The organism is Paenibacillus camerounensis, assembly GCF_000723885.1.
GTDB classification, from domain to species: Bacteria; Bacillota; Bacilli; order Paenibacillales; family Paenibacillaceae; genus Paenibacillus_AQ; species Paenibacillus_AQ camerounensis.
The window spans coordinates 93,080-111,255 of record NZ_CCDG010000011.1 but is presented as its reverse complement, the minus strand read 5'-3'; the positions used below and the strand labels follow the sequence as shown (position 1 = coordinate 111,255).

The 18,176-nt window shown below is 49.4% G+C and carries 20 protein-coding genes and 1 pseudogene; 4 read left to right on the top strand and 17 right to left on the bottom strand.

Annotated features, from left to right (window positions below; genetic code table 11):
* The first annotated feature begins 16 nt into the window (after positions 1–16).
* Entirely contained in the window at positions 17–730 is a 714-nt protein-coding gene (locus tag BN3772_RS04750) for a DUF4386 domain-containing protein (protein WP_042197233.1), read from the top strand.
* Positions 731–737: 7 nt separating this feature from the next.
* Here the strand turns inward: BN3772_RS04750 and BN3772_RS04745 are convergent, their stop codons facing one another.
* The 10 genes from BN3772_RS04745 to BN3772_RS04700 all read right to left on the bottom strand — a co-directional run bounded on the left by BN3772_RS04745 (position 738) and on the right by BN3772_RS04700 (position 10,582).
* Positions 738–1,316: a Crp/Fnr family transcriptional regulator gene (locus tag BN3772_RS04745; protein WP_042197231.1), complete on the bottom strand. Its 579-nt coding sequence runs from the start codon at positions 1,314–1,316 to the stop codon at positions 738–740.
* A 211-nt stretch (positions 1,317–1,527) separates the two neighbouring features.
* Positions 1,528–2,334 carry a class I SAM-dependent methyltransferase gene (locus BN3772_RS04740; protein WP_042197228.1) on the bottom strand — a complete coding sequence of 269 codons (807 nt, stop codon included), beginning with the start codon at positions 2,332–2,334 and terminating at the stop codon, positions 1,528–1,530.
* A gap of 386 nt (positions 2,335–2,720) precedes the next feature.
* Positions 2,721–3,230 carry a GNAT family N-acetyltransferase gene (locus BN3772_RS04735; RefSeq protein WP_042197226.1) on the bottom strand — a complete coding sequence of 170 codons (510 nt, stop codon included), beginning with the start codon at positions 3,228–3,230 and terminating at the stop codon, positions 2,721–2,723.
* 12 nt (positions 3,231–3,242) lie between these two features.
* Positions 3,243–3,776: a DUF1572 family protein gene (locus BN3772_RS04730; protein ID WP_042197223.1), complete on the bottom strand. Its 534-nt coding sequence runs from the start codon at positions 3,774–3,776 to the stop codon at positions 3,243–3,245.
* Between the two features lie 18 nt (positions 3,777–3,794).
* Positions 3,795–5,354, bottom strand: coding sequence for an SMI1/KNR4 family protein (locus tag BN3772_RS04725; RefSeq protein WP_157643542.1), 1,560 nt, complete (start codon positions 5,352–5,354; stop codon positions 3,795–3,797).
* Positions 5,338–5,550: a hypothetical protein gene (locus tag BN3772_RS04720; protein ID WP_042197217.1), complete on the bottom strand. Its 213-nt coding sequence runs from the start codon at positions 5,548–5,550 to the stop codon at positions 5,338–5,340. The genes BN3772_RS04725 and BN3772_RS04720 overlap by 17 nt, the downstream gene beginning before the upstream one ends.
* Before the next feature lie 4 nt (positions 5,551–5,554).
* The gene (locus tag BN3772_RS04715) at positions 5,555–6,313 is read right to left on the bottom strand and encodes an ABC transporter ATP-binding protein (RefSeq protein ID WP_042197214.1); all 759 of its coding nucleotides are present in this window, start codon (positions 6,311–6,313) and stop codon (positions 5,555–5,557) included.
* Between the two features lie 9 nt (positions 6,314–6,322).
* A complete protein-coding gene (locus tag BN3772_RS04710; RefSeq protein WP_042197211.1) occupies positions 6,323–8,641 on the bottom strand; it encodes an FtsX-like permease family protein in 2,319 nt (772 codons plus the stop codon).
* Complete coding sequence (locus BN3772_RS04705; protein WP_042197208.1) at positions 8,626–9,924, bottom strand: MFS transporter; 1,299 nt, start codon at positions 9,922–9,924, stop codon at positions 8,626–8,628. Before BN3772_RS04705 ends, BN3772_RS04710 begins: the two co-directional genes overlap by 16 nt.
* A complete protein-coding gene (locus tag BN3772_RS04700) occupies positions 9,917–10,582 on the bottom strand; it encodes a TetR/AcrR family transcriptional regulator (RefSeq protein WP_042197205.1) in 666 nt (221 codons plus the stop codon). The genes BN3772_RS04705 and BN3772_RS04700 overlap by 8 nt, the downstream gene beginning before the upstream one ends.
* Before the next feature lie 171 nt (positions 10,583–10,753).
* Here BN3772_RS04700 and BN3772_RS04695 point away from each other — a divergent pair, with 171 nt between their 5' ends.
* Positions 10,754–11,344: a hypothetical protein gene (locus tag BN3772_RS04695; RefSeq protein WP_042197202.1), complete on the top strand. Its 591-nt coding sequence runs from the start codon at positions 10,754–10,756 to the stop codon at positions 11,342–11,344.
* A 12-nt stretch (positions 11,345–11,356) separates the two neighbouring features.
* Here BN3772_RS04695 and BN3772_RS04690 read toward each other — a convergent pair.
* From BN3772_RS04690 to pnuC, 3 genes and pseudogenes are all read right to left on the bottom strand, one after another.
* Positions 11,357–12,025 (bottom strand): annotated as a pseudogene (locus tag BN3772_RS04690) (NUDIX domain-containing protein); the annotation flags it as partial.
* A gap of 33 nt (positions 12,026–12,058) precedes the next feature.
* Complete coding sequence (locus tag BN3772_RS04685) at positions 12,059–13,066, bottom strand: AAA family ATPase (RefSeq protein ID WP_042197200.1); 1,008 nt, start codon at positions 13,064–13,066, stop codon at positions 12,059–12,061.
* Positions 13,063–13,740 carry a nicotinamide riboside transporter PnuC gene (pnuC, locus tag BN3772_RS04680; RefSeq protein ID WP_042197197.1) on the bottom strand — a complete coding sequence of 226 codons (678 nt, stop codon included), beginning with the start codon at positions 13,738–13,740 and terminating at the stop codon, positions 13,063–13,065. Before pnuC ends, BN3772_RS04685 begins: the two co-directional genes overlap by 4 nt.
* Before the next feature lie 237 nt (positions 13,741–13,977).
* On the opposite strand from pnuC, the gene BN3772_RS04675 reads away from it, so the two are divergent.
* Both BN3772_RS04675 and yidC read left to right on the top strand, forming a co-directional pair.
* Positions 13,978–14,964: a phosphotransferase enzyme family protein gene (locus tag BN3772_RS04675; protein ID WP_042197195.1), complete on the top strand. Its 987-nt coding sequence runs from the start codon at positions 13,978–13,980 to the stop codon at positions 14,962–14,964.
* Between the two features lie 388 nt (positions 14,965–15,352).
* Complete coding sequence (yidC, locus tag BN3772_RS04670) at positions 15,353–16,195, top strand: membrane protein insertase YidC (protein WP_042197193.1); 843 nt, start codon at positions 15,353–15,355, stop codon at positions 16,193–16,195.
* Positions 16,196–16,288: 93 nt separating this feature from the next.
* Here the strand turns inward: yidC and BN3772_RS04665 are convergent, their stop codons facing one another.
* Genes BN3772_RS04665 through BN3772_RS04650 form a run of 4 tightly spaced genes read right to left on the bottom strand, consistent with a single transcriptional unit; the run spans position 16,289 to position 17,967 of the window.
* Entirely contained in the window at positions 16,289–16,669 is a 381-nt protein-coding gene (locus tag BN3772_RS04665) for a p24 family protein (RefSeq protein ID WP_042197191.1), read from the bottom strand.
* Between the two features lie 13 nt (positions 16,670–16,682).
* Positions 16,683–17,063, bottom strand: coding sequence for a PLDc N-terminal domain-containing protein (locus BN3772_RS04660; protein ID WP_042197189.1), 381 nt, complete (start codon positions 17,061–17,063; stop codon positions 16,683–16,685).
* A 36-nt stretch (positions 17,064–17,099) separates the two neighbouring features.
* Positions 17,100–17,408 (bottom strand): hypothetical protein, encoded by a 309-nt coding sequence (locus BN3772_RS04655; protein ID WP_042197187.1) that lies wholly within the window; start codon positions 17,406–17,408, stop codon positions 17,100–17,102.
* Entirely contained in the window at positions 17,389–17,967 is a 579-nt protein-coding gene (locus BN3772_RS04650) for an RNA polymerase sigma factor (protein ID WP_042197185.1), read from the bottom strand. The genes BN3772_RS04655 and BN3772_RS04650 overlap by 20 nt, the downstream gene beginning before the upstream one ends.
* Between the last annotated feature and the right edge of the window lie 209 nt (positions 17,968–18,176).

Below are 18,176 nucleotides of genomic sequence, written 5' to 3'. Positions count from 1 at the left end.
GCAAGGGGGATTATTTATGGATAACACATCGAGGGGATTATCGGATCAGCGGACAGCGGCTATAATATCGGGGATAGGATTGCTGATCATGGCGCTCGTTGCCGCTTTTTCATATGGCTACGCCCATTCAGCACTTCTCACCGAAGGGGATGCAAATGCCACATTACAAAGCTTGCTGAAGCAAAAAAATCTCTTCCGCGCAGAGCTGGCCGGCTGGATTATCATCCTGGTGCTCGATATTATCGTCGCCTGGTCGTGTTATCTTTTCCTGAAGCCTATTAATCAGCCGTTGTCCCTGCTTGGTGCGTGGCTGCGGCTAATATACACGGCTATCCTGGGCATCGCGGTAATGAATTTACTATTTGTGCAGCTGCTTACAACGGATACAGAGTATACGCAGGGTTATACCTCCGTTCACTTAGGCGGACAAATCCTGCTGTATTTAAAAGCATTTGACGCCATGTGGTCCGTCGGCTTAATTGTTTTTGGCGGGCATCTGCTCGTTTTGGGCATGCTGGCACTTCGGGCGGTTAACGTTCCGGGATGGGTTGCTGTTTTGCTGCTAATTGCTTCGGCTGGATATATTTTTACTCATGTATGCAAGCTTTTACTTCCTGAATATGAGGCAGTCGGGGAAATTGTTGAGGATGTCTTTATCATTCCTATGTCGGCGGGGGAACTGGGTTTTGCGTTATGGCTGCTGTTTAGGGGAGGGAAAGCGCGGGCATAGCTAATCGTTATCCGGAGGAAATTCTCTTCTTTATTCTGCTGAGTGACTCCGGGCTCATGCCCAGATAACTCGCTAACTGATGCTGAGGGACTCTGCCGATTAAGGAAGGCCGCTTGGCACATAAATCCTTGTAACGTTCCTCAGGTGAAGAGGCGATAAACGCGGCGAAATCTGCTTGTATTTTGCCAAAATTCGCCTCGATCATCCTCCGGGTCATCGTCTCCAATTCACTATACTTGGCATACATCTGCTGCTCCGTATCCAGGCTTCCGGTAACCATTACACAATCTTCGACGCACTGCAGAGTGTAATCAGAGGATTTATCTGTCCTGTGGTAATTAAAATTGACGATGGCCTCTTCTTCCGTATAAAAATTTGAGGTAACCTCCCGTCCCGCTTCATCCACCGAATACTGCCGTACGCAGCCCTCCAGAATAAAATAGCAGTTACTGGTGAGATCACCCTGTCTAAAAAGCACGGTTCCCTTTTTGAATTCTTCTATGCTGATTTCGTCTAAAATAGCTTGTTGTTCCTCTTCGCTAAGGGAACTCAAGCCCGTCATATATTTGAGCAAGCTGTTTTTCATATCCGTCTTCCTCTTCAGCATTTTGTAGTACCTACCCGCTATTTTATGGTGAAAAGACTTTTCTTTCAACGTATATTTGTTCTTTATTTATTGTGATTAGGCGGAAAATGTCACTTATTATAGCTCTAAATCCTATTTCCGGCCAGTCAGTGAATACCTACCGGCAGCCACAACAGGTTAGTGTCATTAGCGCCGCTGCCATGCCGTTTGTCTATTTCATTATTGTCTTACGGTACGTGTAGATATCTCCGCCGGATTTGCTGACATGGTAAAAGGCCTCAAAGCCCCGCCGCAACAGCTCTTCATCGGGTTTTCTTGTATGGTCGTCATCTCCGATACAATCGATAATCACACCGCCGTTTTTGACCACTCTGGTCAGTTCAGCCAGCTCAAGGTCATAGTGGTCGCCTACGACATGCCCTGACATCACGATATCAAAGGTATTATCCTCATAGGGCAGGCTGTCCGCTGTACCATCAAGAACCTTTACATTGCTGATGTTCTCCCGCTTAATCTTATCGCGTATGTACTCTCTCAGCCTGTCCGTAGGCTCACTCGCATAGACCTGTCTGGCCTGCTCCGCCGCCGCAAAGGCAAGCCGTCCGGTGCCGCTTCCCACATCAAGTACAAGAGCACCTCTGAAATCGGCCAAGTCGAGCAGATGCTTTTTGTCCCAATCATAGATGTAGTTACAATTCCGGTTCATAACTTCCGGGTAAGCGTACACCACCGAGGTTTCCATCGCCTGAAGGACAAACACCTCCGCCCGGCGCACCTCTTCGGCACTCAGCCCCTTTGCTGCAGTTGCAATGATCTGCTCCACATAAGCTTTACTCTCCGGACTCCGCTGAACGAAGTACCAGGCGACCGCGGGATTATAGGCCAGCGCGGCTCCAAGACTCTTTTCAAATTCGGCCCACTCCCGGTAATTCCGGCAGATCATCTCAATAATCCAGCGGTCCAGCAGCAGGAAGCAGTTGAACGAAAATTCCTCCGCATTGATCCAGTTATATCGCATTAACACCTCTCCTTGTACACTTGCTTGGCAGCAGCTCTAGCCAGTCTTTCATCCATTATTTTACATATGGGAAATGACTGCCTTCAAGGGAGAGTTTGGTTATAAACCGTTTAGCACTTCCTAAAGCCTTTCCACTCAACTATGCTTCGGTTATTCAAGCTTCCCCCGGTCAAACCCCTTCACCAATAGCCACACCGCCAGACTCATTTCATACACGCCCACAGGCAGGGTAATTAATCCTTTTACCGCAGACCAGCACGGCCTCCATAAACCAGCTAACCCCTCCTGCCTGCTGTAATCGTTGCTTTGCTAACTCTATCACTGCAGGAAAGGCAGGATGGAAGGCTTATTCAGCTTCATGAGACAGCATTCACTCATTTAATTGTTTATCTTCTTGCCAGCCATTCCTGCTCCAGAATCCCCATCTCCCACAGATTCCAGAACTCGTTGCCGACTTTGCGCGCTTCCCGGAACATGCCTTCTTTTACAAACCCCGCCTTCTCGTAGCAGGCAATGGCCGCATGGTTAAAATCAAATACACCAAGGCTGACCCTGTGTACCTTCAGCTGTCCGAATGCGATATCCAGAACCCGCCCAATCATCTGCTGTCCGATGCCAAGCCCCTGTAAATGTCTGTTTCCTACGATTACCTTTCCTATTCTACCTGACTGATTATCCGGGTCCGGCGTTAAACTGATATGGCCGATGACCTCGTTATTCTCCTCATACACCACCCGGTAGCTTAGTGTATCACTGTTGATATAATGCTCTAATTGCTGATCCGTTAAAGGGTAGCTGAACGTTTTCCCTCCCCACTGCACCATAAACTCCGGCGAATCAATCCAGGCAATTAATTGCCTAAAATTACTGCGTTCGAACGGCTCCAGTCTAATCACAGCGTACCCTCCTCAATGGTATTGGCCCGTGACATGCTCATCGGTGTCCTGCAGCATTTTGGCAAGCAGCACAATCTGCCCGGCGTGATAACCATAGTGAGCAGATACCTGGACAAGCAGACGGCCAATGGTTCGTGTATCATAAGTTTCGCCGGCCCCGGCAGCACTCCGGTACATCCGGTTCCAGTCCTCCTGCTCATAGCGGATCATAACCTCACGGGATAAATCGTCCATTGAGACAGCAGCCAATACTTCTTCCGATTGTGACCGCGTATTGCGGAGAAGCCTTACCAGCTCTTCCTTGGTGAATCCTCCGTCCATGGTGAATTCACGGGTCCGCTCCCGGATGAACGGCCTGTTTCCGATGGCACTGACCAAATTCTGATATTCATTACCTGCCAGATGCAGACAGAGGTTGCCGATAGCGTTCATGGAATCCTTCGTTTTGGTCCACACCAGCTCATCGTTTAACAGATTCAGGCTCTTCTCAATCCGCTCAAGCTGCTTGTTCATATCCTCCATCACATGCTGGATTAGCTCGATCACAAGAATACCTCCTCTTTTTCATTCCTTCCATGTTACCGACCATCCATAAGAGCCCAGGTTAAAATATTTGCCGAACTCAGCAACTACTGATTTTGCATGTTCCTCTGAGGTTGCGTGAAATACAGTAATTCCTCTAATATTGCATCCGGCAATCTCCGCCAGCCCGCTATATCTCGATGCATTAACACCAATTTCCCGCAGACTCAGGCAATTTTGGAAGACGGATAAATCGCCGATTGGATATTTAAACTCTTCCAGTTTGCGCAATTCCCCCAGATCTGCCATGTCTGATTCGTCTTCTGCCCGGCCGTCCGTTCTGAATGTGGTCAGATTCTTCAAATCTTTCATGAATGCAAAATCGGGGATTACCACTTTTTTGAGTTCCAGCTTTTTCAATTTCGTAAGGTTTGAAATGTAGCTTAAATCGCCAGCTTCTAAGTCTTCCAATTCTAATTCCGTCAAATTCACTAGAGCACCTATTGTGTTGCTGTCGATTGAATCTACTTTAATTAGTCTGAGTGTTATTAATTTGGGGATATCCTTCAGTTTGTGAACATTCGTTATTGTAAGTCTTACCAGGGCCAGTTTCCTCAAATCTTCTAAATAAGCTAAGTAATCCAGATCGGACTCTGTAAAAGAGGACCCGCCAATTACCAGCTCTGTCAGTCCTGTCAGCTGCTTCAATACTTCATAATCTGCAACGTGATTAGCATGGATAATAAGTTCCTTAAGATTAGGCATCCGGGTCAAAATGTCCAAAGACACTGTACCGTATTTTTCCGCCAGCTCATCCCGTATAGAGATCCTTTTCTGTTGGTTCAACGTTTCCGTAGAAATACAGCCATCTTCAAGCTTATCTGCAAAATACTCCGCCCAGTATCCGCTAACGGCAATGGGATTGTTCTGTTCGTTCTCCATATGGGTCAGCGCCAGCAAATCATCTAACAAATGTCCCCGCTTCCGGTGAACAAAGATCACATCCTCCGTTTCCTTCGGTTCTAAATCACCTGTTCTGAGCTGGGCTGCGATGGACTCTACAAACTGTCCGAAGCTCTCTGCAAGGACATAAGAAATATTCGTATTACGGTCTAACGAGATTACCTGACTATAAGTTCCCTTCTCTCCGGGTTCCAGATCCATAATAAGAACCGACCCGCCGCCATCATCTGCAAAAGGGACCCAGCCCTTCCTGTATCCTCCTTCTTTTATCGCATCCGGTTTACCGGAGATTATATTCAGGCTCGGATTCCTCCAATGATTCCCGTTAGGCAAAATATGCCAGGAAAATCCGGCCATGACGCCCATGACCTGATCTCCCTCGCCGTTATGCTTCATATACAGTTTTTTGAAATCATCCGGAAACGGGAACCCGATTTCTTTCTCAGCCTCCCTGATTTGCGCTTCCTCCACTCCCGGATTCAGCAGCTCCTCTACCTCCGGTATGTATGCTTTCAAAGCTTCAATCAGGCTGCACTCTCCATTGTCATTAAATAACGGCATATAATGGCCCCATTCGTATAATACGTATTTAGATCCTTCTCTATTATAAATAGAACAGCTCTCACCATAAATCAGCAAATTGGCTTAATAGCTGCTGGCTGTTATAAGCATCGTCATAATTCACCGTTCCGGCAATAAACCGCACATTGTCTCTCTGTACCGCACGCAGCCGTCCCCAGTCCGGCATGTGGCACATCCGGGCTGTGACGTCTGCTTTATCCAAAATCTCATCATAGCGCACAAAAATTTGTACAGCATGATCTTTGATCCTCAAAAATCTATATCCCCAGCTCCCTCATCCGCGTCACAACCTGCTCCATCCGCCCCTCAAGCTCCGTTCCCCTGAATTTCGGCAGCCGCAGCTCGCTCACGATCTGCCCGTCGCACATGAACAGAATACGCCCGGTCCTGGCGGCAATTCTGGCGTCATGAGTGACCAGCATCACCGCAGTCCCCGTCTCATTGATGTCGGCGAACAGGCTCATGATGCCTTCGGCAGCCTCCTGGTTCAGCGCTCCGGTCGGCTCGTCGCCAAACAGGATCTGCGGGCTGCTCATCAGCGCCCGGCAAATGCCTGCCCGCTGCAGCTGGCCGCCGGATACCTGGGTGATGTCCCGCTTTTCGAGCCCGGCAATGCCGGTTTTGGACATCAGCTGCCTCGCTTTTTCCGTGATGGCTTTCACGTTCCTTCTGTTATCACGCAAGGACGGAAGGATAATATTATCCAGCAGGTTCATATTCTTCATCAGCGTTGGCTGCTGGAATACAAAGCCCATCTGCGTCCGGCGCAGGTCAGCCAGCTCATTCTCCTTAAGGGCCCCAAGCTCTCTGCCGTCAAAAAGCACCTGCCCGCCATCAACCGTGTCCATCCCGCTCACAGCAAACAGCAGCGACGATTTGCCTGAGCCGGACGGCCCCATCACCGACACGAACTCCCCCCCGCTGATGCTTACCGATACTCCATTAAGCACCTTGCGCCGCTCTATGCCCTGGCCGAAGGCTTTGTCGATATGGTCAGCAGCTATAATCTTCTTCATCTTCCTTATCTACTCCTTAATATGACCGGATATGGTGATGTGTCCCGTGCCTGATGTACCGATTATAGTGGCGATAAGCACCGGGCAGGCCAGCATAAGCGGACTGAACAGATACGCCGCAAGCGGATCGGCCACGAATTCGAAGGAGGCTGCACCGAACGAGCCGATAAGTGCGCCCGCCAAGCGCTCGCCTAGAGTGTTCGCCAGTATGGTCCCAAGTACAATTCCGGCCGCCAGCACAGCTGCGGCACGCGCAAAATACTGCACTCTGAGGTCAGCATTAGTGAACCCCAGTGACTTCATGACGGCAATCGGATACCGGTCTTTCGCTACCAGCAGCCGCATAAACAGCACCGTAACCAGCACGCTGATCAGCAGCATCATAACAATGGCTACCCGGGAAGCCGTTCCCACAGAGCTTATGGTCGGGCCGAAGGTCTGCGCAACATACTCATCGACACCGGATACTTTGGCAAAAGAAAACCGGTCTGCGTACTTCTCTGCTATGCCGCCGGTAAGTGTCTTATCCACAAGCTCCGCATAAATGACGGACCACATCACATCTGCTGCTTGGCTGGCAAAGGCAGCCTTGGCGGTCTTCCCGCCATTGGTAACGTCTGAGTAGATGCCGCATACCGTCAGATTCAGTGACTGCCCGCCGGACTTCAGCGTAATGACATCACCGGTCTGCTTGCCGAGCTCATCGGCATTCATCACGGATAAGGCAATTTCATGGCCCGCATCAGGCGCTCTGCCCTTAGCATATTTCACGGGGAAAACGGAATGGTCGCCAAGCTCGATCTTGATTCTCTCCTCCGCTCCATCCTCTTTCAGGACAGTAAAGCTCTCCGTTGTCAGCACGGCATACCGGGAGATTGATGGGTCCTTCTCCATAACCGCAGTCACTTCCGCCGCTTTGGCAGCGATATTGTCCGTCTGCTGGATATCCAGACGCAGATCGCTGTTGCCTACGCCCATGTAGGTGATGAAGCTTTTGGCAGCAATCGTGTTGTACAGGTTCCGGGGGACGGTGATAACGAATGCGGCAATGATGATTACAGCAAGCATCGTCACATACAGGCTTTTCCGGGCAAGCACATCCTTGACTCCAAGAAAAATATTAGTGTTCAGCAGCCGGTTTGCACTCAGCCGCAGCTGCCTGGCTCCCCCTGATTTATCCTGCGTGGTACCGAACCGTACTGCTTCAGCAGCAGAGATTCTCCGGAAACGTCCCAGTACCCTGTTCACATAGCCGGTAATAGCCAGAAACACGAGTACAGCTCCGCCCAGTCCAAGCAGCAGGGTCAACGAAGCCTTTTCGTTCCCGCCCATGTACAGCCGGATATTGTCCAGCAGCATCCCCCTGAACACCAGCGAAAGGGCATATCCCAGAGCACAGCCAAGGGCTGCAATGCCCGCATATTTTACGAGATACAGCTTCTTGATGTCTGAGACGCGAAGTCCAATAGCCTTCATGACGCCGATTTCACGGGTGTCCCGTTCAATAGTGGCAAGTAAAGTAAAGCGGATGCACATAAAAGCGACAGCAACAACAAGCAGGCTGACCAGCAGAATAATCGCAATCATCAGCCCGTCGGACATGGCATTAAGCATTTTGAACAGAGGGTAGGTGATGGAGGGCCCGTTTGCCTCAAGTCCTGCCGAGGTGTAGTCATTTTTAAAAGCGCCAAGCATAGATAATTCCTTCAGTCTGAATTCAATTAGATACTCCGTGCTCCCGGAGGCCTGGATAGCGGTGTAGTCATGCTCACTGACCAGAAATCTTTTGGAGGAGGCCAGCAGGGAGTTCATCTGGGAATCGCGGAGAAATCCGGCCACAGTCCATTCTTTTCCGGCAATTACAGCTGTATCTCCCGTCTTGGCGGTTCCGTCCTTCATATAGGCAATTGGCACATACAGCTCCCCGTCAGCGGGTATTACAGCCTTCCCGTCCAGGTCCAGCAGGTAGTCGAACATACTGCTCTGTGTGCTGAACCCGTTGTCCTGGACATTGTCCGCCAGTGACTTGCCGCCGATGATAATCCGCGCATTCTCTACATTTACAAATTCAAGCACCTGGAACTCATCAACCTTGCCGTTCTGCTCTGCAAAAGCCGTAAGCCGTGCCCGGTCCAGCTCTCCTGAATGCATCTGCATGAAATGCGGCGTCTTCGCCTGTGTCATCAGTGTATCAATGGCCCCCGCAAGATTGACGGTCAGAATGGCTGACAGGGAGACCAGCATTGCAGCAGCGGTGACGAACAATAGAGTGGTCAGTGTAATCAGCTTACCTGCGCGCAGGTCGCCCCGGATTATCCTGTAGTACATGGTTCACCTCCGGTTTCCAGCTTTTTAATAGATTTAAGGTTATATAGAACAATTGCAGCCGCACTTAACAGCAGCCCCGCGATAATGATCAGAAGTCCGATTCCCCGGCCGCTGCCTGTACCGGTAATCCGGCCCAGCGTACCTGCAAGCAGCCCCTTATCTGTCAAAAGCGGAGTGAACACGCGGTCAGCGAGTACCCCTGACAGCATATAAGCAGCAATGAAGCCCAGCTGTGAAACTAGCCCGATTAGTGACCAGGCCCGCCCCTGCACGGCATTCCTGATATTGGTCCGCAGAAGATAATCCAGGCTGGCATTGGCAAACGGTAAGGTGGCGAAAAAGAAAAACCCGGAAACGCCCAGCAAAAGCACATTTTCCCGGAGCCCGAATAGTGCCATACACAGCCCTCCGCAGAAAAGGGACAGCGCCAGGATCTTCACAAAATTCTTTGTGAGCGGGAGAAGGCCAATGAGGATGCTGGATGCCAGCATTCCTAGTGCGATGACGGTTTCAAGCGTACCGAGTGCAGCGCTATCGGCAAAAGCCAGGATCATCGGCATCGACAGGGTCTCTATGAATCCGAGGCAAAAGGTCATTACCGATGTCATTATTACCAGCATCAGCACACCTTGGCTTACGGAAACCGCGCTCCAGCCTTCTTTTAGCTCAAGGATGAAGGACCCGGTCTGTTCCGTTTGCTTGGAAGGAAGCCCCTTGCGTACAGCAAGTGTCGAAGCAACGGTTACCCCCAAAGTGCAGATGTCGATAATCAGCAGCAGCTTCACATCCGACACCATGAGCAGATAGCCGGCAAGCGCAGGGGAGATGAGGTACTTGGCTGATCCGGCCACCTGCACGAAACCGCTTGCCCTGATATACTGCTCCTCCGTCAGCAGATCCGTCACCGTTGCCTTGTACGCCGGATCAAGCAGTGAGGAGAATACTGAGCTTACAGTAACTCCCAGGCAAATCTGCCAGAGCTGCGCTTCACCGCTAAGCAGACAGACCAGAATGTAGATGAGCCCGGTTGCAGACAGGCTGTCGCCCAGCATCATTAACAGTCTCCGGTCATAGCGGTCCGCAAGCACGCCGGCAACAGGACTTAATAAGAGTGAAGGCATGAACGCCAGCAAAGTAACCAGAGCCATCGCGGATGCCTGCCCGGTCTGCTGATACAGGTATACCCCCAGACCGAACGCTGTGAGTCCGCTGCCGACTGACGACACAAGCTGTCCCGACCACAGCAGGAGAAACCTGCCGAAGCCCCGCTCCCGGTTACTCATTGCCCGGCTCATCTCCCTCTCTGCCGCCGAACGCCTGCATTACACTCATCAGGCTTCCTTCCTCAGCCCCAAGCAGCCGTTCTACATTGGCGATAAAAGCCAAAATGCGCGACAGCCGCACCTCGTCTGTCATCTCAACCATCTCCTCATCAAAAATGGTGTTCGCATAGATGATTATCATCTCTATACTTTCATACGGGTACTGCGTGTGGAACAATCCCTGCTGAATACCCTCCCGGACAATGGGGGTCAGAATCGGCGGAACACCGTTAACAAGGATCTTCTGGATCTTCTGGTGCATCAGCGCATTCTGCGGCCGGTGGATATGCTCCATAATCTCCTTGCTGCTCTCTCCCCCGTTACCGCTGCTGATATTCATAGCCATAACGGCACGGAGAATACGTTCGACGACCGGAATCGTGGTGTCCAGGGCAATGGCCTGCGCCGCCCCCAGCATCCTGCTGCTGTACCGCTCAATCAGCGCATCCATAATATCTTCTTTGGACTTGAAGTGATGATACAGCGTGCCCCGGGCAATCCCGACCTTGTTCAGAATATCATTGGTACTCGTTCCGTCGAACCCTTTCTGACCGAACAGTTCATCGGCAGCGTCGAGGATTTCGTTTCTGCGCGCTTCGGCTTCTTTTACAATTCTCATGGGTGGCTCCTTGTTATGTAGTTGGGTGGTTATATAAATGAATTCATTCACTCACTCATTTACCGACCGACTGTCTGTCGGTTATGTGGTAAATAATAACATGATATTCTAACAATGAAAAGATACATCTCTCACATTTTATCTGCAAAAATATAATTAGAGTCTTTAGAGGTGATACAGGCTTTCTCATCGGCCATTTTAATGCCAACCTATCTAAAGGATTCACACGGGGTAACTATGCGTCAGGCTGCTAAAATGATGAAAAACTTTTCCTATGGGGAATACACTGCCAAAGCTATAGAAATATTCGATTTGCTCAGAAGCGATAATGAAGGAAAATGGATTAAGCAGTTGAACCGGCGCGCGCGTGGCCGCTGGAAATTCCAAAGGATCTGGTCAGAGAAATTCCCGCGGTCAACCGCAAAAGAATACGCCCTTCTAATCAAAAGTATATTTGAGGGAAATAGACTGCATGAGGATGCACGGCCAATTTTCAATGACTTGATCAGATTACAGGTGCCAGACCCACAGTTTGCTATGGCTGCCCAGAAAGGCGGTTCCAGTCTGTCCATAATTAACCTAGCCATGTACTACGAAGATCTTTCGGGAAGCAAAACGGAAATGGTTCTATTCGTACATGATCCGCCAGGCGGAGAGCAATTATGGATTGAACAGAAGCTGGTTCTTTTTATCAATCAATATTTTACAAACAAGTTATTCCGGCAGCTAGTCAAACAGTCCTTCCATTCAAAAAACGGATGAACGGGTCTGCTCCCGCAGCCTCTCAATAGCACTACCAATTATCTTCGCGTGATCAAAGGCCAAGCCTTCACCCGACTCTATGGTGTATTCGACTGACTTCGAGTACAGCTTGGCTGTTACAGTCCGGTCTATAACCGCCGTCAGCTCTTGGCCGCCGCTGCTGAGCTTCAGCTCATACCTGCCGGTTAGAACGGAGCTCTTACCCAGTTGCTCCGTATGCTCCGCCAGCTGCCGGTAACTCACCGTAAACCAGGCAGCGTCCTCGGCATCATCTCCTGCCTGTATCTGCAGACGGCTGCTGTCGATCAGCGCAAGGTAGCTGCAGCTTATCACCCAGGTGCGCGGGTCCCGGCCGACATCCGAGAAAACGCCAAGCTGCTCCAGATAAACATCGCTTAAGCCGGTCTCCTCGCGCAGCTCCCGTGCAGCAGCCTGATCTGCCGTCTCGTCCGGCTGGACAAAACCGCCGGGCAGCGCCCATTGTCCCAGGAACGGATGTCCTCCCCGGCGGATAAGCAGCAGGCGAAGCTCTTTCTCGGGAAGCTTAGGTCCTTCATCCTCCAAGCCTGTGACCGCAAATATTACCATATCCGCCGCCACCGAAGGCCGTTCATAATCCCCTGGCCGGTATTGCTTCAAATACTGCTGCTCGGTAAGTCCGTTACGATCCACTAGTCCCACTGTTATCCGCCCCCTAATTCATCTGATGTGTTACTAAGCCTGCCCGCCAAAATAATTGCTGTATGGCTCAAACTCCGCCAGCACCTCATCTACTCTGCGCATCCGCTCCTCAAGACTTCCCCTGAGTGTAATGTAAGGAATCCGCCGGGCCTGCAAATCCGCAATAATCTGCTTGTGAAACACATGCCGCTTCTGATCCCCGCTGCGGTCCCACGTATCATCGTAAGGAATATCGTCATCGCACAGGAAAAACAGATCATACCGCTGCGCATTCTCCAGTGCGAGCCGGGTCAGCAGCTCAGGTGCCTGCCCGTGATAATCCAGCGCGTACATATATGTGGTGACCGCATTGGTATCAACAAAAAGATACCGGTCCGCTTCAAGCAATGCCCGCTCTTCCCGCTCAATATGACCCACAGCAATTTCGTCAAAAGCCTTAAGCCCGATCCGGCGGTCCACCTGATGCTCTGCCCAGTAATCCCGTCCATATTCACTGGCGTAAGCCGTCCGGTACCGCCGGGCCAGCGCTTTCGTAATGGTGGATTTGCCGGTGGACATTGCTCCCACGAATACCACTTTGGTAATTAAATCCCGGTATACAAGGTCACTTACGTAATCCTTGTACTTATACGGATCAGAACGGACCATTGTGGCTGATACAGGTACCTTCTCACGCGCCTCATCCACCCGCCGGTCTGCTGCACCAAGAGCAATACTCATATGCATGCCGTAGAACTCGCTGGAATAGAAGCAGGTCACCTGCTCGCCTTTTAACAATCCCAGGATGTACTGCTCTTCACGGATCTCATGCTCCCTGTCGTCGGAATAGCCGTCCGGACCATCCCAGGCCTCAATCACACGGACCGACGGATAGAGCTTACGTATCCAGCCCGCCCGGATATGCAATGGAATAGGGGAAACCGCCGTTTCATAGATTACCACAATGAGTTCATCTACCTCCTGCAGCGCCGTCTCGATCATATACTGATGCCCTTTATGCAGCGGGGCGAATTTGCCCAGCGTTAATCCAAGTGTCTTCATGCCAGCGCCTCCTTAGCCCCTTTGTTCCAGTTATAGTAGCCGTACGCTGCATTGAGCAGATAGGCACTCCACATGACGATCATCAGCGGGCCTTCACTGCTCCCATCCGCCGTCCGGATACCCCACAGCAGCACCGTGAACATATTGAGCACAATATAGACCAGCCACTGCTCCTTGAATCTGCGTACCATCAGAATGGTTGCCACAACCGATAAAACCGTTGTTAGAGCATCAATATAAGGTGAATTCTGCCCCGGAATGAACGAGAGCCCGAAGCCCAGCAGCAGGAAGCCGGAGATACAGACTGCCCCGATCAGCAGCATGCCTCTAAGCTCCATCTGCCGCATCGCCAGCTTGCCGCCCTGAAAATTCTTCTTCCACATGTAGAAGCCGGCGATATTCATCGGGACAAAAAACAGCAAATTCAGCATCACTTCCCCGAACAATCCATTTATATAGGCCAGATAAGCATAGCCGAACGTGTTATACATGCCAAATACATAACTCATAAGCTTCCCCTTCGCCGTAAGCACTACACACAGCACCCCGGTGATAAATACCGTGAAGCCAAATAACGAATCCTTGGATAATAGCGTAAAAAGAACGCCTATAGCCGTAAATACAATCAGCCAGAGAATTTCAAACCACTTCCAGTTCCCCGTAGCCTTACTCATGCTGCATCCCTCCGTTTATTTAATTGTTCTGCACATCAATACTTATTAACTATTTGATAATTTCAACTTGTTAATATCAATTTAACAGAGGCTCCCTTAGAATGCAAGGAACATTTTCAATCAGCTGTCCGTGACAGCAATCCGATTATTCGTTTCTGAAGCGTTTATCCGGGAAGGTTATAGAAGCCTACATACGGAATATAAACATATACATTATACATATCGGAGTTGACCCAAATGGAGGCTATATCTGCAGAGGAAATGATTCTGGATGATCTACTAAGAACCTTTGATCGTGTATTCGTTTTGAATGTAATGGAGACAACCTCAATAAAACGGGGCTGGTTGAACTTAAAATGGAAAGTTACGACTGAGGCAGGAGCGTTTTTACTCAAACAATACAACAAAGAAAGATATAAATTGTTTAACCCGGAGGAGCTGTTATTTGCATTCTCCCAGCAGATCAGATTGCATGACCAAGGTCTTGCGTGCCCCAAACTGTTATCCCATAATGGGCGTATTTTGCTTGAATCGGATAACGGAGAGCTCTTCATGGTAATGGAATATTGCCAGGGCATCTTAATTCCGCCAGGCAGGACCAATGTCCATCAAATATACGATTTAGGCCGGGCAACAGGAAAAATGCACCGGATCTTAAATGACGGGACTCTTGGCATTAATCATAGTCCGCAATTTATTCCTCCAAGCCGTGAGGAGCGTCTAGCCCACTGGAACGCAGTCAGGGAAAAGACTGCAAAAGCGGGTAAACCTCAGCTGCTTGCCGGTATAGAGACTCAATTTGAGGCTACTGAAGAAATGGATATAGAAATTCTCAGGCTCCTTCATACAGGATGGGCACATCGTGACCTTTGGGCAGATAATCTTTTATTCAATGACAACGGATTAACGGCAATTCTGGATTTCGATCGGCTAAAGTACGACTATCCGCAGCTTGATGTGGCCCGTGCTGTTATATCTTGTGCCTTAGATGATCATTTGGATGTCTCTCTGGCATCGGCCTTTATGGAAGGGTACCGTGAGGAACGGAACGTGGCAGAGGGCTATTTAACCCATTCATTACAGCTGTTGTGGTATATGGAAAGCACATGGTGGATTCATGCGGACATGGATCAGCATAGTGTACCGCCAGCCCGCTTCGCAAAAGAAATGATTTGGCTTGCAGAAAATCTAAAAAACCTATCCGCTATGTTAGGAAATATTTAGACAGTAAAGAAATGAAGAATAGACATGTTACTGAAACTCCGCGGTTATTCTGACGTATGACCCTTATTCATATTTTTCCAAGCACAGCTCATACGGAGGTGAACCTGACTGGAGCAATTTTATGACTTGTTTCAACTGGCACTCTCGATCGCCCTATTCTCTTCCTTAGTATTCCTTCCATTCACCTATTTCCGTTCACCTAAGCTACACTGGGATCATGAAATGACTGCAGCCGGTTCATCCTGGTATGTAGCTGACAGATTATCACAAGTGAACAGTATTCAGCGGTGGATCGTACGTATTGCCAGAAGAAGAGAAGCACCGGCTGATGAAGACAGCTGTCCTTCCCCCACATTGATATCCAGACATTCAATTAGGGAGGACAACAATGAACAATATTCAATTGCTCCAAAAATGGGCCAAGCCCATTCTCGTCATCCTGATCGTATTGATTCCAGTCATTATGCTCAGCGGGTGTTCAGCAGCATCCCCAACAGATCCAATTAGTGCTGATTCAACAGGGATCTTTAATCACTTTTTGATTTATCCTTTTTCGCTCATGATCAAATTCATCGCGGATGCTTTTCATGGAAACTACGGATTAGCGATCGTGCTGATGACCCTGATTATCAGACTTGCGATCATGCCGCTTATGATGAATCAGACCAAGAAGCAAATGGTCATGAAGGATAAGATGGCTGTCCTTCAGCCGGAGCTGAACGCACTCCAGGAGAAGTATAAAAACGATGGCAGCACGGATGCCAAAAAACAACAGCAAGCCGAGATGATGCAGCTGTACCAGAAGCATCAATTCAATCCCTTAAGCATGGGATGTTTACCGATGCTTCTCCAATGGCCGGTCACCCTCGCATTTTACTATGCCATTCGCCGCACCCCGGAGATTGCAGCCCACGATTTTTTGTGGTTTAACCTGGGGACCACAGATATGATTTTACCGTTGATTGCCGCTGCTGTGTATTACGTCCAGTTCCGGGTATCTCAATCGGCTTCAGCACAGGTTCAGCCCAATCAAAAGAATCAGATGGCGTTCCTCGGACTGCTGTCACCGGTCATGATGGGTATATTTTCTTATCAGATGCCCGCCGCTTTACCGTTGTATTGGGCAGTTGGCGGCATATTCATTATCGTGCAAACGATCATTCTTAATAAAAGATATACAAAGCCAAAGGTAGCGGGTACTAACCGGCCTGTCAGCGCTGAAGAAAATTAATTCAGTTGTAAAACAACACAAAAACAGAGCATCCGGGGCCATGCCTCAGATGCTCTGTTTTGGGCTTGCAGCCCGGTAACAAGATCGCCTCTATTATTCAGTGCTGAACTTTATCTCATAGCTGCCCTTGGCGCCTTCGCCGGTGATAATAAACTTGTACGTCCCATCCTTGCCTGCCGTAATCTCCTCACTCCCAGTTTCGCCTGTATTAAAGTCCTTGACCAGCTCACCGTCCGGATCATAGAGCGCTATGGTCAGCTCTCCCCGCTCCACCTTGGACTTATAATCAACAGTAAGCGTCTCCCCGCTTTTGAGCTTAACCTTCTTATCGTCCGTACCGCTGAACAGCTTATACGAAGCCTTAATTTTCGAGCCGGATTCAGAGGCTATGAACATCATTTTTTTGTCACAGGCGGTCAGCAGCATTGCAAGCACCAGCACGAGCATTCCCGGTACAATCCATTTCTTCTTCATCTCTTGACACTCCTTATGGGTGGATTAAGTTACCGCAGTGTGGGCACTGTACGGGATTAGCCCCCGGATCAGCGGCCGCAGGGATATGCTGCTGTCTGCGGGCAAAGAAATATAACACAAGTCCGATAAAGTTGGGAATATAAATAACAGCCAGCATCCACAGCCAGGGATTCATTTTTTTGCTGGAAGCATCTTTATAGATAAACACAGCGATCAGCACATTCAAAGCTATAAAGAGCAGCATAAGCCCCGTAATTACAGCCAGCGCAAAGTCATCCTCAAATGCTTCTTTTATAGAAGGAGCCATCATAATGAACACTGTCCCGAATACCAGCACAACAATCGTTGTGAACGCCCAAAAAACAAATCTTTCAAGCCCTGCCCGGTTCTTCATAGTACTCCCTTCTGAAAATAATAATGTCCGCATATTCTAATTCGTCGAAGCCTCCAAAGTGCCGCAGGAGATACGGTATAGCAGAAGAATTACAGCAATCATCTGAAATAAGGCAACCATCAGCAAGATAACTATTTTCCAGAATAAAAGGAGCGGGCCGGCCAGCAGAACCAGTGCCAGAAAAAGCGCCATTATGATATTCAGTGCCGCTGCGCTGATTAAAAGGCCAATGGGCTGACGGTTATTAATCCTCCGGAGTGTGTCCGCGACCAAATGAGGCGGTGCGGCTGCAGGAGCGTTGAAATATTCTTTTAACATCTCCTCACTATCCACTGGTTGCTTCATGATCTCTGCCCCCCATTGCTGCTTTTAGCAGCTTTTTCCCTTGATTAAGTCTGGACTTCACGGTTCCCAGCGGAACATCAAGCACTTCGCCAATACTCTCATAACTGAATTCTTCATAATAAAATAGAATTAACGGGGCAAGATAACGCTTGGGCAGCGTTCGCAGGCATTGCTCCAGATACAGAAACTCTTCTTTTTTGAGCAAAAAATCTTCTGTTAACGGTGCGCCGTCTCCGGGTTCACTGAGCTTGCTGTTATCGTCAGTCCAGGCCAGCGTCAGGCGCTCACGCAGCTTTTTCCATTTGCGGTAACGATCCTTATGTAAATTAACGGTCACCTGAAACAGCCAGGCTTTGAACGGCCGCTCCGGATCGTATTTCTCCAGCTTGCGGAGCACACGCACCCAGACCTCCTGAAATAAGTCTTCTGCCTCCTGCCGGTCCAGAGAAAGATGACAGCAAAACCGGAATAAATCATCCCTGTACCGGTCAATTAAATGTTCAAGCCCTGCCTGCTGTCCGGACCGATAGTCTTCTACAAGCTGTCTGTCGCTTATCATTCTCCCCCTCCGTCTGCTGTTCAACTTACATTACGAATGATATGAGAGCTTTGTTCGAAATTTCACAAGAAAAGTTTTGCGGATAGATTGAACGGGTGCTTTCTCCATCTTATATGTATTGTTCAAATATTCTACACAATCGTCCGGGCGATTGCAGGGTAATTTATTATTGAAATATGTAGTAGTATCCTGCTGTCTTCTTATCAACG

Coding starts and splice junctions, on each gene's coding strand:
- BN3772_RS04750 (WP_042197233.1), top strand. CDS start 17: ATGGATAACACATCGAGGGGATTATCGGATCAGCGGACAGCGGCTATA.
- BN3772_RS04745 (WP_042197231.1), bottom strand. CDS start 1,316: ATGAAAAACAGCTTGCTCAAATATATGACGGGCTTGAGTTCCCTTAGC.
- BN3772_RS04740 (WP_042197228.1), bottom strand. CDS start 2,334: ATGCGATATAACTGGATCAATGCGGAGGAATTTTCGTTCAACTGCTTC.
- BN3772_RS04715 (WP_042197214.1), bottom strand. CDS start 6,313: ATGAAGAAGATTATAGCTGCTGACCATATCGACAAAGCCTTCGGCCAG.
- BN3772_RS04710 (WP_042197211.1), bottom strand. CDS start 8,641: ATGTACTACAGGATAATCCGGGGCGACCTGCGCGCAGGTAAGCTGATT.
- BN3772_RS04705 (WP_042197208.1), bottom strand. CDS start 9,924: ATGAGTAACCGGGAGCGGGGCTTCGGCAGGTTTCTCCTGCTGTGGTCG.
- BN3772_RS04700 (WP_042197205.1), bottom strand. CDS start 10,582: ATGAGAATTGTAAAAGAAGCCGAAGCGCGCAGAAACGAAATCCTCGAC.
- BN3772_RS04685 (WP_042197200.1), bottom strand. CDS start 13,066: ATGAAGACACTTGGATTAACGCTGGGCAAATTCGCCCCGCTGCATAAA.
- pnuC (WP_042197197.1), bottom strand. CDS start 13,740: ATGAGTAAGGCTACGGGGAACTGGAAGTGGTTTGAAATTCTCTGGCTG.
- BN3772_RS04675 (WP_042197195.1), top strand. CDS start 13,978: ATGGAGGCTATATCTGCAGAGGAAATGATTCTGGATGATCTACTAAGA.
- yidC (WP_042197193.1), top strand. CDS start 15,353: ATGAACAATATTCAATTGCTCCAAAAATGGGCCAAGCCCATTCTCGTC.
- BN3772_RS04665 (WP_042197191.1), bottom strand. CDS start 16,669: ATGAAGAAGAAATGGATTGTACCGGGAATGCTCGTGCTGGTGCTTGCA.
- BN3772_RS04660 (WP_042197189.1), bottom strand. CDS start 17,063: ATGAAGAACCGGGCAGGGCTTGAAAGATTTGTTTTTTGGGCGTTCACA.
- BN3772_RS04655 (WP_042197187.1), bottom strand. CDS start 17,408: ATGAAGCAACCAGTGGATAGTGAGGAGATGTTAAAAGAATATTTCAAC.
- BN3772_RS04650 (WP_042197185.1), bottom strand. CDS start 17,967: ATGATAAGCGACAGACAGCTTGTAGAAGACTATCGGTCCGGACAGCAG.